The following is a 13,750-nucleotide window of genomic DNA, read 5'->3' as shown; positions in this document are numbered from 1 at the left end:
AACACACGTCGAGATGGTATATGGATAGACAGTTAAGCAACAACCAGTGCCCATGACCGACATGCAATCAAAAAACCGGACAGATGGGGCGCAACAGACCGCGCCGGAAAAACGCGAGCTGAGCCCCGCAGCCAAGCGCGCGCTGGCCGAAGCGGAGGAGCGCCGCCAGGCCGCCGATGCCTCGGCCAAGGAACGTGCCAAGGAAATTGGCGGACGCGACGGCCCTGATCCGGCTCGCTATGGCGATTGGGAAAAAGGCGGCATTGCCTCGGACTTCTAATCCGACGGCTGCCATTTCATTCCGTTCTGCCCGCATGACGATTCTCACCGCATGCGCGCGATACTCACCGTGCGCCCGAAACTCCGCGATGCCGCGTTTCAAAGCGGAACGGGCTTTCACCTTTTCTTAATAGTTGAATAGCCCCATAAAAGCCGATCGCCTGCGCATCACCGAACGCGCATCCGGCATTCGCCGCTGCAACGGCACCCACGCTTAGGAATACAGATGCGCCGAACGGGCCGAAACATTCTGCGCGCCATCCTGCTGTTGCTGCTGATACTCGCGGGCGCCGCTGTTTTCCGCTTCGGCCTCATCCCGGAGCGCTTTCTGCCGTTCCCCGACATAACGCTGGATGATCCGCCGCTGATCTTCGTCGATACACGCATCGCCGCCTTGCGCAGCGATCCCGACATGTGCCGCGCCATCCTGCGGCCGCCGCAGATCAACGCGCAGCCCATCACGGACAACGTACGGCCCAACGGCTGCGGCTGGACCGACGCAGTGCGCATTTCCAAAGTAAGTGGCGCTGAAATCGGCCTTAGCGCGCTCACATGCGAAACCGCCGTTGCGCTAGCGCTGTGGATGGAGCACGGCGTGCAGCCGCTGGCGATGGAAATGTTCGGCAGCCGCGTCACCTGGGTGCAGGACATGGGCACCTATTCATGCCGCAACATCATCGGTAACAAGCGCTGGCTGAAAATGCGCAGCCAGCATTCCTATGCCAACGCCGTCGACATCGGCGCGTTCCGGCTTGAGAACGGCAAGCAGATGAACATCACTCGCGATTATCGCGCCGACACGCCGGAGGGCCGCTTCCTGCGCGAAGCGCACATGCGCGCCTGCCCGTATTTCCGCGTCGCCATCGGGCCTGAGTTCAACGAAGCGCATCACGATCATCTGCATCTCGATCGCGGCCTGCTGCGCAGCTGCAAATAGCGTATTAACATGCGCTGGCGGCCGGCTCTCCGAAGGAGAGTCGCCAGCGCTCACTAAAAATGCACCGGCGGCCGGCGCCCCGGAGGGGAGTCGCCGAGCGCCAGAAAAAAGGGCGCCCACATGGAGCGCCCTTTTCAATTCATGCAGCGGCAAACGCCTTTCAGAACTCAGCTCGCAGCGTCGCGGCGGTTCTTGCGATTGTCGATCAGGTCCTGCACCACGGCCGGATCGGCCAGCGTGGAAATATCGCCAAGGTTCGAGAACTCGTCCTCGGCGATCTTGCGCAGGATGCGGCGCATGATCTTGCCCGAACGGGTCTTCGGCAGGCCCGGTGCGAACTGGATCAGATCCGGCGACGCAATCGGGCCGATCTCCGTGCGCACGTGCTTGATGAGATCCTTCGACAGCGCATCGCTCCACTCTTCACCCGCGATCAGCGTGATGTAGCAGTAGATGCCCTGGCCCTTCACGTTGTGCGGATAGCCGACAACCGCGGCCTCGGCCACCAGCGGATGCGAAACCAGCGCGCTTTCCACTTCCGCCGTGCCGAGACGGTGGCCGGATACGTTGATCACGTCATCGACGCGGCCGGTGATCCAATAATATCCGTCCTCGTCGCGACGGCAGCCGTCGCCGGTGAAGTAGGTGCCGGGGTAGGTCGAGAAATAGGTCTGCACGAAGCGCTCGTGATCGCCGTAGATCGTGCGCGCCTGCGACGGCCAGCTATCCAGAATAACCAGGTTGCCGCTGGTTGCCCCTTCCAGGATCACGCCCTTCTCGTCCACCAGCGCCGGCTGCACACCGAACAGCGGTCGCGTTGCCGAGCCTGGCTTCAGATCCGTCGCGCCCGGCAGCGGCGAAATGAGAATGCCGCCGGTTTCGGTCTGCCACCACGTATCCACAATCGGGCAACGCTGCTCGCCGACAACGTTATAATACCATTCCCACGCTTCCGGATTGATCGGCTCGCCGACGCTGCCCAGCAGCCGCAGCGATGAGCGATCGCTGCCCTTCACGAAGTCGTCGCCAGCGCCCATCAGCGCACGGATTGCCGTCGGCGCGGTGTAGAAGATGTTGACCTTCCACTTGTCGACGACATCCCAGAAACGCGACATGGTTGGATAGTTCGGCACGCCTTCGAACATCACCGACGTGGCACCGTTCGCGAGCGGACCATAAACGATGTAGCTGTGGCCAGTGACCCAGCCCACGTCCGCCGTGCACCAGTAGACGTCACCGTCGTGATAATCGAACACGTACTGGTGCGACATCGACGCGAACACCAGATAGCCGCCGGTCGTATGCACCACACCCTTCGGCTTGCCGGTTGAACCCGACGTGTAGAGAATGAACAGCGGATCTTCCGCGCGCATTTCCTCCGGCGGACACTCAGCCGAAACCTTGCTCTGTTCCTCATGCAGCCACAGATCGCGGCCGGCATTCCAGGCGACAGGGCGGCCGGTGCGGCGCACGACCAGCACCTTCTCATCACCCTTGCCGCACTTGGCGAGCGCGTCGTCGGTGTTCTTCTTCAGCGGCACATACTTACCGCCACGCACGCCTTCGTCGGCGGTGATGATGAACTTGGACTCTGCGTCCTCGATGCGTCCGGCGAGGCTGTCCGGAGAGAAGCCACCGAACACAATCGAATGCACCGCGCCGATGCGCGCGCACGCCAGCATCGCGTAGGCCGCTTCCGGGATCATCGGCAGATAGATCGTGACGCGGTCGCCCTTCTTGACGCCGTGCGACTTCATCACGTTGGCAAGCTTGCACACGCGCTCGTGCAGCTGGCGATAGGTGATCTCTTCGTCGTCGGTGGGCTCATCGCCCTCCCAGATGATCGCAACCTGATCGCCGCGTGTTTCGAGGTGGCGGTCGGTGCAGTTGGCGGACACGTTCAACGTGCCGTCCTCAAACCACTTGATCGAAACATTCTGCAGATCGAACGAGGTGTTCTTCACCTTCGTATAGGGCTTGATCCAGTCGATACGGCGTCCAACTTCGCCCCAGAACCCGTCGGGGTCGGAGACGGAGCGGGCGTAAAGCTCGTGATAGGCTTTCTCGTCAATGAAGGCGCCCTCGCGCCATTCACCCGGCACTGGGTAAAGGTTCCCCGACATCGGCATTTCTCCCGCGAAAGTATTCGTAATTGGACGCATTATGACGGCGGCGAGCATGGTCCGCAAATTGGCACTTCGGCGAAGCTGTCTGGTCGCATCTGGCCAATATCAGGGACCGAACGCGCCAAGAATAGCACCTTGAAGCAGTAAAACTCCCAGCCAATGACCTCCGTCAATGACAGTCAGGGCCGTTTTTGCATCGCGGAATCTGTTGTTGGTGCCTATCGTCGTGATCACAAAGCCCAGCCACAGAAACGCGCCGGTGATCAGGCCGTTGGCAACGGTCAGCTCTATTTTGGTATGGCGCAGCACGCCGGAAAACACGCACGCCATCACCAGCAGGCTGATGAAACTGATGATAAAAGGCATGGGGCTTGGACTTTGCGACTGCACTTCGGTGCGCTTCCAGCCGATGGCCCGCCGCCATGCCTCGCCGAACAGAAGCCCATACCAGAGCCAGCCGAACATGAAGGCGGCAACAGCCGCCGAAACGATCGCGATGAGGTTCATTCCCGCAAAGGTCATGGCAGCTCCCCTGAAAATCAGAGCTTGAAGGTAGCAGACCGCCTGCGCCCCGTCGCCCGATCCCCGGTCAGCCAAGCCGCCAAACAGCAGAATTCTTTATTTCAGCGTCTTCAAGCTCGCGCGTCACCGGCACCCGATAGTCCGCCGCACACTCAAAGCGGCCTTTGGGGAAATAGTTGCGCTGCGGATCACCGATGAGCACCAGCGCACCGTTGGCGACCGCCGCCTCGATGTAGCGCGTCACGCGTTCCGCCAGCGCGCGCTCATAGAACAGGTCGCCTACGAGGATCAGGTCAAAACCCTGCGGAGCGCCGGCAAGCAGATCCTCGGCGGTTGTGCTCACCTTCACATCATTGAGGGCGGCGTTCAGCTCCGTCGCCGCCAGCGCAAACAGGTCGATGTCTGCAGCCAGTACGCTTATCGCGCCAGCCTTCATCGCCGCTATCGCCGTGAGACCGGAGCCAGCCCCCAGATCCAGCACATGCCGACCGGCCACCAGATGCGGATTATCCAGCATGTAGCGCGCCAGCGCCTGCCCGCCCGCCCAGGCAAATGCCCAGTACGGCGGCGGCACGTTCATTTCGCCCAGTTCTTCTTCGGTTTTCTGCCAGATCGGCACCGACTCTTCGGCCAGATACAGCAGGATTTCAGGCACCAGAGGCGGCGCCAGGCATCGCGTATTCTCCGCGATGAAAGCCCTGACGGCTTCACCATTGTTGGGATCAAGCCGTCCGGACACCTTCGTCATTTATTTTGCTTTCCTGGCAGGTCGCTTTTCAGCGCCGTTCTTTGCAGCTTCCTTGGCCGAGCCGGCAGGCTTCTGCCCGCCGCCGCCGGATGCCTTGATCTCCGCCGGCTTCAAACCGCCCATACGGCAGACTTCCGCCCACTCCGCCGCCGAAACCGGCTGCACGGAAAGGCGCGAATTGTTCACCAGCACCATTTCGGCAAGCTTGGAGTTGTCCTTGATCGCTGCCAGCGGCACCGGATTGGGCATGTCAGCCACGGCGCGCACGTCAACGCATTCCCACTTGCCGGTGTCATCCGAAGCATCGGGATGGGCCAGCGCGGCAATCTCCATCACGCCGACAACTGCCTTGCCGATGTTGGAGTGATAGAAGAACGCCAGATCGCCGATCTGCATCGCCTTCATGAAGTTGCGCGCCTGAAAGCTGCGCACGCCGTCCCAGGCTTCACCGCCTTTGCCGCGCGATTTCAGATCGTCCCACGAGAAGCAATCCGGCTCGGACTTCATAAGCCAGTAGGAAGGCATAAGCCGCACCTCCGCTAAATAATTCTGTCATCGGGGCGTCGCCCAAGGGCGCGGCACTGTCAAGCGCCGAGGCTGCGGGCCGACCGTTTCATCAACACACAGAATCGCTTGCAGCTTCGCCGCACAGCGTTGCGATAGCGCTCAATCCTCGGCCTTCAACGGCCGCTGCATGAGCTGACCGATCACATCGCGTACGCTCGCACGGCCTTCCACCACATCGCAAACGGCAGCACAGATCGGCATATCGACGTCATTGGCTTCAGCCAGCCCGCGCACGGCCGTGGCGGTGTAGACGCCCTCGGTCACCGCCAGCCTGCCCGCCAGCACCTTGTCGATCGCCTCACCCTGACCCAGCGCCCGCCCCAACGACATGTTGCGCGACTGCGGGCTGCCACATGTAAGGATCAGATCGCCCAGGCCGGAAAGCCCGTTCAGCGTTTCCAGCCGCGCGCCCAGCGCTTTGCCGAGGCGGCGCATTTCAGCAAAACCGCGCGTTACCAGAGCCGCGTGCGCGCTGGCACCAAGCCCCTGACCGTCCACGATGCCCGCGGCAATCGCCAGCACGTTTTTCAGCGCGCCGCCCAGCTCTACGCCCACCATGTCGCTCGACCAGTAGAGACGGAATTTCGCGCTGCCCAACCGCTCCGCCACCTCCTGCCCGACAGCCTCATCGGCGCACGCCAGTGTCAGCGCGGCGGGCAACCCACGCGCGACATCGGCCGCGAAGCTCGGACCGGAAAGCACCAGCGGCGTTACGTGCGGCAGCTCCTCCGCCAGCACATCGCCCATCATCTTGCCGCTCGCCTGCTCAATGCCCTTGGAGCACATGACGACGGGCTGACCGTTCCGCAGCAACGGACGCATGTCGTGCGCAACGCGGCGCACATGCTGAGCAGGCACCACCAGCAAAACCGCATCGCATGCGGCTGCCGCAGCCAGATCACCCGTTGCAACAATGCCGGCATCAAGGGTAACGCCCGGCAGAAAGGTCTCGTTCACGCGGCGCGCGTTGATGGCGGCAACGACATCGTCTTCCCGTGCCCACAGCGTGACCTTGCGCCCGGCAAACGCCATCGCCTGCGCCAGAGCCGTGCCCCACGCGCCACCGCCGATAATGCCGACGCTATCGATCTTCACCGCAAGCTCCTGAAGCAGGTCCGCACACGCAACTGCGAGGCAATTATAGCCTGCGGAAACTACGCCTTCACCCGTTCACGCCTTTACCCCGGCACCGATAGCAGGCGCCGCATTGGCATCAAGCGGCCAGCGCGGACGCACCGGTGCATCGAGCGGATCGACCATCCCGCGCGCCAGACGCTCCGCCCCGGCCCACCCGATCATGGCCGCGTTGTCACCGCACAGATTGGCCGGCGGAACATGGAACGAAAACCCGCGCGCTTGCGCGAGTTCTGAGAGCGAAGCACGCAGGCGCTGATTGGCAGCCACGCCGCCCGCAACCACAAACCGCAACGGCACATCGGAGCCTAGCCGCGCCGCCGCGATTTCCATCGCCCGCGCACAGCGATCCGATACCGATTCCACCACCGCCTGCTCGAATGCGGCGGAGATGTCGGCCACGTCCTGATCCGACAGCGGCGCAAGTTTTTCAGCCGCGCGGCGCACCGCCGTTTTCAAACCGGCAAATGAAAAGTGCGGCTCCGGCCGCCCGGCCATCGGACGCGGCAGCTTGAACCGGCTGCCGTCGCCTTTAAGCGCCATCCGCTCAACCGCCGGACCGCCCGGCAGTCCGAGGCCAAGCAGCTTCGCCGTCTTGTCGAAGGCTTCGCCCAGCGCGTCGTCAATCGTCGTGCCAAGGCGCTCGTAATCGCCGACGCCGCGCACGATCAAAAGTTGCGTATGCCCACCCGAAACCAGCAACAGCAGATAGGGCGGCGCAATGCCTTCCGTCAGGCCCACCGTCAGGGCGTGCGCTTCCAGATGGTGCACCGAGATGAACGGAATGCCCCGCGCCATAGCAATCGCCTTGCCGGTGATCGCGCCCACGATAAGGCCACCGATCAGCCCCGGTCCGGTTGTGGCTGCCACGGCGGAAAGATCGTCCAGTCCGACCTTCGCCTCGCTGAGCGCTTCCCGCACCAGCACATCGAGACATTCCACATGCGCGCGGGCCGCGATTTCCGGCACCACGCCGCCGAACGGACGGTGCTGCTCCCACTGGCTGCGCACGATGCTGGAAAGAATGCGCCCCTCACCCGAAGGCTCGCGCACAACGACAGCCGCCGCCGTCTCATCGCAGCTCGTTTCCAGACCCAGAACGATGCTGGGCCGATTTCCCTGGTGCTGTTCGTTCGCCATGGCGGCTGGGGCAATCCCGCGTTTGCGTTCCCCGGTTCCGGGGGGCATAGATGGCGGCACATTGGCGCCGCTTCTGTCGCCCGTCGCCTACCATCCGGAGAGAACGGCTTGCAAGTTAGCAAAATCCGCATCGGAACCCGAGGCTCGCCGCTGGCGCTCGCGCAGGCCCATGAAGTGGCGCGCAAACTCGGCGCCGCCCATGGCCTGAAGCCGGATCAGTGCGAAATCGTCGTCATCAAGACGACAGGCGACCGCGTGACGGATCGGCCGCTGATCGAGGTCGGCGGCAAGGGTTTGTTCACCAAGGAGCTTGAAGAGGCGCTGTTCGCGAAGGAAATCGATCTGGCCGTCCATTCGATGAAGGATATGCCGGCGGTGCTGCCCGAAGGCCTCGTCATCTCAACCATTCTCGAGCGCGAAGACCCGCGCGACGCCTTCGTCAGCCTGAAATTCAACTCACTGGATGACCTGCCGGAAGGTGGGCTTATCGGTACCTCGTCGCCACGCCGTGCCGCCCAGGCCCTGCGTGCCCGCCCCGACCTCAAGGTGGTCGATTTTCGCGGCAACGTGCAGACGCGCCTGCGCAAGCTGGCGGAAGGCGTGGCCGACGCCACTTTCCTCGCCTGCGCTGGCCTCAATCGCCTCGGGCTTTCGCAGCATATAACGGCCGCCATGGAAGCCGACGTGATGCTGCCCGCGGTTGCGCAGGGCGCTATCGGCATCGAGATCCGCGCCGATGATGAAGCTGTCGCCCGCCTGCTGGCGCCGCTGAACCACGAGCCCACCGCCACCTGCGTTGCCGCCGAGCGCGCTTACCTGACCCAGCTCGAAGGCTCCTGCCGCACGCCCATCGCTGGGCATGCCGATTTCATCGCCGATGGCATGATCCGCCTGCGCGCCGAGATCCTGTCCACCGATGGCAAGCGCATCAGCGCCGTCGATCACATGGGTGGCGCCGCGCTGGCTGAAGCCATTGGCCGCGATGCCGCCGCCCAGGTGCTCGATCAGGCCGGGCCGGATTTCTTCACGGTCGCCTGATGCACATTCTGGTGACACGCCCCAAAACCGACGCGGCGGCGCTCACAGCGCAGCTTGAAGCGCTCGGGCATCGGGTGTCAGCTGATCCGTTGTTGCAGATCACGCCGTTGCCGATTGCCGCCGATGCGCTCGATGGTGCCAAAGGGCTTGTCGTCACCAGCCGCAACGGTCTGCGGGCGCTGGCGCAAAGCCCGGCCCTGGCGGCGGCGCTTGCCCTGCCGCTGATCGCCGTCGGACCCGCAACCGCTCGCCATGCCGAGGAAATCGGCTTTAAAAACATTACGGTAGGCGAAGGCACCGCGCTCAGCATTCTGCCGCTCATTGAGCAGATAGCCCGCACAACAGGCGGACCGCTGACCCATGTTCGCGGTGAGGTGGTTGCCTTCGATCTGGCCGGGGCGCTGGCCGCACGCGGCGTCGAACTATCGCCCGTCATCGCCTATCGCTCTGATCCGGCAAAGGAATTTCTTCCGACCACGCGGGATTTGCTATTCGCGGGCGCAATCGATGCCGTGATCTTGATGTCGCCGCGAACCGGAGCGACCTTTGCGCGGTTAGCTAAGGATGGTGGCGTCGAGGAAGGCGCGCGCAGGGCCGTTATGGCCTGCATTTCGTCGGCCGTCGCCGCCGCGCTGGAGCCGCTGGCTCCGCTGCGGGTTGAAGTTGCCCAAACACCTGATGTTCCCGCCCTGCTGACAGTCATTAGCCGGGTGGAAACGCTCTAGTCAGGACTGTAGGGTAGCGTCTGACCCGCGTGCTACAGCTCCACCCCAAAATCGGGCGTGCGCTTGATCGGTCCGCTGCGAGGTACTTGCACACATGACTGCGAACAAAAACGGGCCCGGCAAGCAGCCGGCAGGTTCAGCGTCTCAGCAGGGCAACCGCCCTCACGCTACGCTTGATCTCAAGGCGCAGGACGTCACGCCGCCCGAGACGGCGAAGGACAAGGACGCGCCGAAGGACGCTGCGGCTGCGGCCGCTTCAGCCAAGCCCGGCGAAACCGCCGCGACCGGTAAAACGGAAGCCAGCGCCGCTGCTGCTTCTGCCGCAACGTCGGCATCGGGCACAGCCGCGAAGACCGACGCCACTTCTGCCGACAAGGCGGCCAAGGGTGGAGATACTCCCAAGGCATCGGCTACAGCCACCGGCGCCAAGGAAGCACCGGCTCAACGCACCCGTCGCGGTGGCATTGGCAGCTTCATTTCCCACATCGCCGCTGGCGTTGCGGGTGGCGCCATCGCGCTGTTCGCTGGCGACCAGATCGCCAATCATCTTGGCGTCGATCTCAACCGGCAGCAGTCGCAGGCCTTGAGCGCGCTTGAACAGCGCCTCGGTGCGGTTGAGACCAGCCAGGCGCAGAACGCCGTCAATCCGGAACTCGCCACGCGCATTGCGGCCGCTGAGGCCAAGCTCGGCCAGGTTGAACAGCTCAACGCAAACATCGAAGGCGTCACGCGCAAGCAGGCTGACCTGAGCACCGCTGTCGGCAATATCAGCGACAAGGTGCTGACGCAGGGATCGGATTCGGATGCAGGCAAGCGCATCGCCAAGCTGGAAGATCAGCTTGCACTGATGTCCACCGCCGCCGCCAACGATCCAAACGCGGGCCAGCTTCCGCAGCTCGCGGCACTGACCGGCAAGCTAGCTGACCTCGAAGCCACGCTCGGCAATCAGCTAGACGCGCTACGCAAGAACCTGACACAGCAGATCGACACGCGCCTCACCGCCGCTGCCGAGGTTGCCGAAGCCGCACGCTCCGGCACGCAGCGCATCGATCGCGAACTTTCGACCATCAAGGCTGAGAACGCCGAGATCGTCACCGGCGTGTCGTCGCTGAAATCGGAAGACGATCGCGTTGCGGCCGCAATCCGCTCGACGCAGGAAGAAATCAAGCGCCTGAAGACCGAGATCGACACGCGCCTGACCGACTTCGCCAAGTCAGATGAAGTCTCTACCGCCGTGAACCCGATCACGAGCCGCCTCGCAGCACTGCATAAGGACGTGCAAACCGTTCTGCAGAGCGAAGGCGCCCGCAAATCGACCGCTGAACGCATCGTGCTGTCGCTAGAACTCGCCAACCTGAAGCGCGCCATCTACTCCGGCAACTCGTTCGCGCCGGAGCTGGAAGAAACCTCCAAGATTGCGGGCAACATCGTGGACCTGTCACCGCTGAAGCCATTCGCACTGGACGGCGTTGATACCACTGCCGAGCTGCGCGACGCCTTCAAGCCGGTGGCCTACAAGATCATCGACGCTGAAGATCACAACGCCGAAGCATCGATCGTCGATCGCCTGCTCGCGGGCGCCAAGTCCGTCGTGCGCGTCCGCCGCACCGATCACGCGCCAGAGGACAAGAGCATCGAGGCCGTCGTTGCGCGCATGGAAGCTGCGCTGGAGGAAGACCGCCTCGCCGACGTTCTGAAGGAAGCCAAGACGCTGCCGGCTCCGGCTCAGGATGCTGCGGCGGACTTCCTCAAGAAGGTGGAAGCCCGCAACACCGTCGAGCACGCTCTTGCGTCCGTTGAAACCCAGCTCAAGTCATCGCTGGCTGCCGCTCCGGCACCGGCCGACGACAACACCGCTCAGTAAAAGTCAGGTCTCGGCATGCTGCGTCTCATCGCATTCCTCATCGGAATTGCACTCATCGCAACCGGGCTTGCATGGCTCGCCGATCGTCCTGGAGAGCTGGTGCTCTACTGGCAGGGCTATCGCGTTGAAACCAGCGTGTTCCGGGCGGCGGTGATCTTCGTGGCGCTCGTTGCGTCCGCGCTGTTCATCTGGTCGATACTGCGCAACGTCTGGCACAGTCCGGCAACCGTCGGTAACGTGCTGAACAAGCGCCGCCAGAAGCTGGGCATCGATGCGTTGTCCAGCGGCATGATCGCACTCGGCGCCGGCGACAAGGCCGCTGCCATGCGCTCCGCAATTCAGGCGCGCAAGTCGCTGCCCAACGAGCCGCTGACGCATCTGTTGCGTGCTCAGGCGGCGCAGCTGTCCGGCGACCGCACCACCGCGCGCCGTATCTTTGAGGCCATGCTTGCAGCTCCCGATACCGAGCAGCTTGGCCTGCGCGGACTGTTCCTTGAAGCCCAGCGCGAAGGCGAACGCGAAGCCGCCCTGCATTTCGCCGAGCGTGCCGTTGCGCTGAATCCCAAGCTTGCCTGGGCGGTGGACGCGTTGTTCGACATCCAGTGCCGCGATGGTGATTGGGATGGTGCTCTCGAAACGCTGGCCATCGCCCGCAAGAACGGCCACGTCGACCGTGCGCAAGCGGATCGTCGCCGCGCCGTGCTGCTGACCGCACAGGCTCAGGCCGCCGAAACCAGCGACCCGGAACGCTCGCTAAATCTGGCGACCGAGGCCCACGCCCTGGCGCCCGATCTCGTGCCTGCCGCCGCAATCGCCGGGCGCCTGCTCGCCTCGCGCGGCAACACCGGTCGCGCGGCCAAGATCATCCAGCGCACCTGGTCTCGCGCGCCGCATCCCGACCTTGCCACCGCCTATGCCTATGCGCGCATCGGCGACAGCCCGCGCGACCGGCTGGAGCGCGTACGCCAGCTTGCAGCGCTCAGCCCCAACTCGCTGGAAAGCCCGATTGCAGTTGCGACTGCAGCCATTGAGGCCCGCCAGTTCGACACCGCGCGCGATGCACTGGAACCGCTGATCCCCGAGCGCATGACACAGCGCGTCGCCACCCTGATGGCGCGCATCGAAGGCGAACAGCACGCCGACAAGGGCCGCATCCGTGAGTGGCTGGCGCGTGCTGTCCACGCCGAGCGCGATCCGGTATGGACCGCCGATGGCTTCGTCGCCGAACGCTGGATGCCGGTTTCGCCGGTATCGGGTGCTCTCGACGCGTTCCAGTGGCGCGTGCCGGTTGAAGCCATGGATAAGGGCGAGCGCGAACTGATCGCCAGCAAACTCGATGAGTTGATGGCGCTTGGCGTGCGCCCCGCCGATGAGCAATCGGAGTCCGCGGAACCACCGCGCAAGGATGAAAAGCCCGCAGCGTCATCGGCTGCATCATCCGGCAAATGGGACAAGTCCGACGCCGTAACCGTCAAGACCACCGGCACCTCCGGCAGCGGCACACGCAACGGGGAGTCAGCTTCTCAGCGGACCGGCGCGCAGGGCGCCAACACAACGCCAAAGGGCAACGACTTCTCACGTGCACGTGCGCCTGACGATCCGGGACCGGACGCTGACGACCATGATGCATCCGGCCCGCTGCGCCCGCAAAGCGCCTGACCGGAAGCCTGAGCGCGGGCCAGACAACGACCGGACCAAAACAACTAGAGCGCGATCCCATCTCAGCGTGGCGATACGCGCTCTGGTTTCCGAATGCGACTGGCGCTGAAGTCCGACGGTCAACGCCTCCAGAACCAAGCTGGTTCTTTGACCGTCGCCTGATTTTCACTTCAGAACACCCGCCACCCTCGCCAGCTCCAGCCTGTCCCAACTCGCCCGCAGATTGCGCGGACGATTGCGGCCAGGGCTGCCTATCTCTCATCGCCGAATGCCACCACCTCGAACCTTAGACTACTGGCCTTGATTTCCCGGATCAGGCAGGACTTAATGTCAATGTTACCTGCCCCTGGGTTCCATGAAAGATCCATCCAGTGAAGGTTCTGATCGTTGACGATCATCCAATCGTCTTGGCTGGGTGCCGTGCACTACTCAGCCATGCCGACGATATGGAAATGCTGGAAGCGCGCGACGCGGGCACGTCCCTTGCGCTTTTCCTCGACGAGCAGCCCGACGTTGCTGTCATCGACATCAATCTCCCCGACGTATCCGGCTTCGAACTCGTGCGGCGGCTGCTGGCGCGTTGCCCGTCGGCGCGCATTCTTATGTTCAGCGTCAATGACGAATCCGCGTTCGCAGCTCAGGCAATCGAATGCGGCGCGCGCGGCTATTTCTGCAAGAACGACGAGCCGGAAGCGTTCATCAACGCAATCCGCACCGTTCATCGCGGCGGACACGCGCTTGCACCGGATCTTGCGCAGCAGATCGCGTTTCTGCGCGTCGGCACAAGCGATACCGGCGCAGCACTGAGCGCGCGTGAGCGGGAAGTTCTGCGTCTCCTTGCCAAGGGCAAGAGCATGTCGGAGATCGCGGCGCTCATCAACGTTTCGTACAAAACCGTTGCGATGACATGCGCTGCCCTGCGCAACAGGTTCAGCGCGCGCACGCCGATGCAGCTCATCCGTATTGCGGTCGAACAGAAGATCGTTTGAACGGGCAGAGGTGCGCGCAGCC

General features: G+C 63.5%; 12 protein-coding genes and 1 pseudogene. 7 read left to right on the top strand and 6 right to left on the bottom strand.

The features are described 5' to 3' along the window. Nucleotides 1-61 precede the first annotated feature (61 nt). Together C6Y62_RS04640 and C6Y62_RS04635 are read left to right on the top strand one after the other, a co-directional pair. The gene (locus C6Y62_RS04640) at nt 62-280 is read left to right on the top strand and encodes a DUF1674 domain-containing protein (RefSeq protein WP_173953086.1); all 219 of its coding nucleotides are present in this window, start codon (nt 62-64) and stop codon (nt 278-280) included. A 225-nt stretch (nt 281-505) separates the two neighbouring features. Next, complete coding sequence (locus tag C6Y62_RS04635) at nt 506-1,216, top strand: extensin-like domain-containing protein (protein WP_173952938.1); 711 nt, start codon at nt 506-508, stop codon at nt 1,214-1,216. Nucleotides 1,217-1,383: 167 nt separating this feature from the next. On the opposite strand, the gene acs is transcribed toward C6Y62_RS04635, so the two are convergent. From acs to tsaD, 6 genes and pseudogenes are all read right to left on the bottom strand, one after another. Continuing rightward, complete coding sequence (gene acs / locus C6Y62_RS04630) at nt 1,384-3,339, bottom strand: acetate--CoA ligase (RefSeq protein WP_173952937.1); 1,956 nt, start codon at nt 3,337-3,339, stop codon at nt 1,384-1,386. A gap of 108 nt (nt 3,340-3,447) precedes the next feature. After that, on the bottom strand, nt 3,448-3,939 hold the full coding sequence (locus C6Y62_RS04625) for a DUF1761 domain-containing protein (RefSeq protein WP_246274287.1): 492 nt from the start codon (nt 3,937-3,939) through the stop codon (nt 3,448-3,450). After that, complete coding sequence (locus tag C6Y62_RS04620; protein WP_173952936.1) at nt 3,932-4,612, bottom strand: class I SAM-dependent methyltransferase; 681 nt, start codon at nt 4,610-4,612, stop codon at nt 3,932-3,934. The genes C6Y62_RS04625 and C6Y62_RS04620 overlap by 8 nt, the downstream gene beginning before the upstream one ends. 102 nt (nt 4,613-4,714) lie before the next feature. Beyond that, nucleotides 4,715-5,137: pseudogene (locus tag C6Y62_RS04615) on the bottom strand (EVE domain-containing protein); the annotation flags it as partial. A gap of 141 nt (nt 5,138-5,278) precedes the next feature. Next, nucleotides 5,279-6,274 (bottom strand): NAD(P)H-dependent glycerol-3-phosphate dehydrogenase, encoded by a 996-nt coding sequence (locus tag C6Y62_RS04610; protein WP_173952934.1) that lies wholly within the window; start codon nt 6,272-6,274, stop codon nt 5,279-5,281. 75 nt (nt 6,275-6,349) lie between these two features. Beyond that, a complete protein-coding gene (tsaD, locus tag C6Y62_RS04605; RefSeq protein ID WP_173952933.1) occupies nt 6,350-7,453 on the bottom strand; it encodes a tRNA (adenosine(37)-N6)-threonylcarbamoyltransferase complex transferase subunit TsaD in 1,104 nt (367 codons plus the stop codon). Between the two features lie 108 nt (nt 7,454-7,561). Between tsaD and hemC the strand changes: the two genes are divergently transcribed. The 5 genes from hemC to C6Y62_RS04580 all read left to right on the top strand — a co-directional run bounded on the left by hemC (nt 7,562) and on the right by C6Y62_RS04580 (nt 13,728). Next, a complete protein-coding gene (gene hemC / locus C6Y62_RS04600) occupies nt 7,562-8,491 on the top strand; it encodes a hydroxymethylbilane synthase (RefSeq protein WP_173952932.1) in 930 nt (309 codons plus the stop codon). 11 nt (nt 8,492-8,502) lie between these two features. Further along, nucleotides 8,503-9,216 carry a uroporphyrinogen-III synthase gene (locus tag C6Y62_RS04595; RefSeq protein WP_173952931.1) on the top strand — a complete coding sequence of 238 codons (714 nt, stop codon included), beginning with the start codon at nt 8,503-8,505 and terminating at the stop codon, nt 9,214-9,216. 94 nt (nt 9,217-9,310) lie between these two features. Beyond that, a complete protein-coding gene (locus tag C6Y62_RS04590; protein WP_173952930.1) occupies nt 9,311-11,080 on the top strand; it encodes a COG4223 family protein in 1,770 nt (589 codons plus the stop codon). A gap of 15 nt (nt 11,081-11,095) precedes the next feature. Next, entirely contained in the window at nt 11,096-12,739 is a 1,644-nt protein-coding gene (locus C6Y62_RS04585) for a heme biosynthesis protein HemY (RefSeq protein WP_173952929.1), read from the top strand. Nucleotides 12,740-13,110: 371 nt separating this feature from the next. Beyond that, nucleotides 13,111-13,728 (top strand): response regulator, encoded by a 618-nt coding sequence (locus C6Y62_RS04580; RefSeq protein WP_173952928.1) that lies wholly within the window; start codon nt 13,111-13,113, stop codon nt 13,726-13,728. The last annotated feature ends 22 nt before the right edge of the window (nt 13,729-13,750 follow it).

Origin of the sequence: Hyphomicrobium sulfonivorans (assembly GCF_013306565.1) — a bacterium.
In the GTDB taxonomy this organism is placed as follows: Bacteria; Pseudomonadota; Alphaproteobacteria; order Rhizobiales; family Hyphomicrobiaceae; genus Hyphomicrobium_A; species Hyphomicrobium_A sulfonivorans.
This window is presented reverse-complemented; position numbering and strand designations above follow the sequence as displayed.

Bases quoted from the DNA above. Each gene is read 5' to 3' on its own strand.
- tsaD (WP_173952933.1), bottom strand. From the start codon at position 7,453: ATGGCGAACGAACAGCACCAGGGAAATCGGCCCAGCATCGTTCTGGGT.
- C6Y62_RS04640 (WP_173953086.1), top strand. From the start codon at position 62: ATGCAATCAAAAAACCGGACAGATGGGGCGCAACAGACCGCGCCGGAA.
- C6Y62_RS04585 (WP_173952929.1), top strand. From the start codon at position 11,096: ATGCTGCGTCTCATCGCATTCCTCATCGGAATTGCACTCATCGCAACC.
- C6Y62_RS04620 (WP_173952936.1), bottom strand. From the start codon at position 4,612: ATGACGAAGGTGTCCGGACGGCTTGATCCCAACAATGGTGAAGCCGTC.
- C6Y62_RS04590 (WP_173952930.1), top strand. From the start codon at position 9,311: ATGACTGCGAACAAAAACGGGCCCGGCAAGCAGCCGGCAGGTTCAGCG.
- C6Y62_RS04635 (WP_173952938.1), top strand. From the start codon at position 506: ATGCGCCGAACGGGCCGAAACATTCTGCGCGCCATCCTGCTGTTGCTG.
- acs (WP_173952937.1), bottom strand. From the start codon at position 3,339: ATGTCGGGGAACCTTTACCCAGTGCCGGGTGAATGGCGCGAGGGCGCC.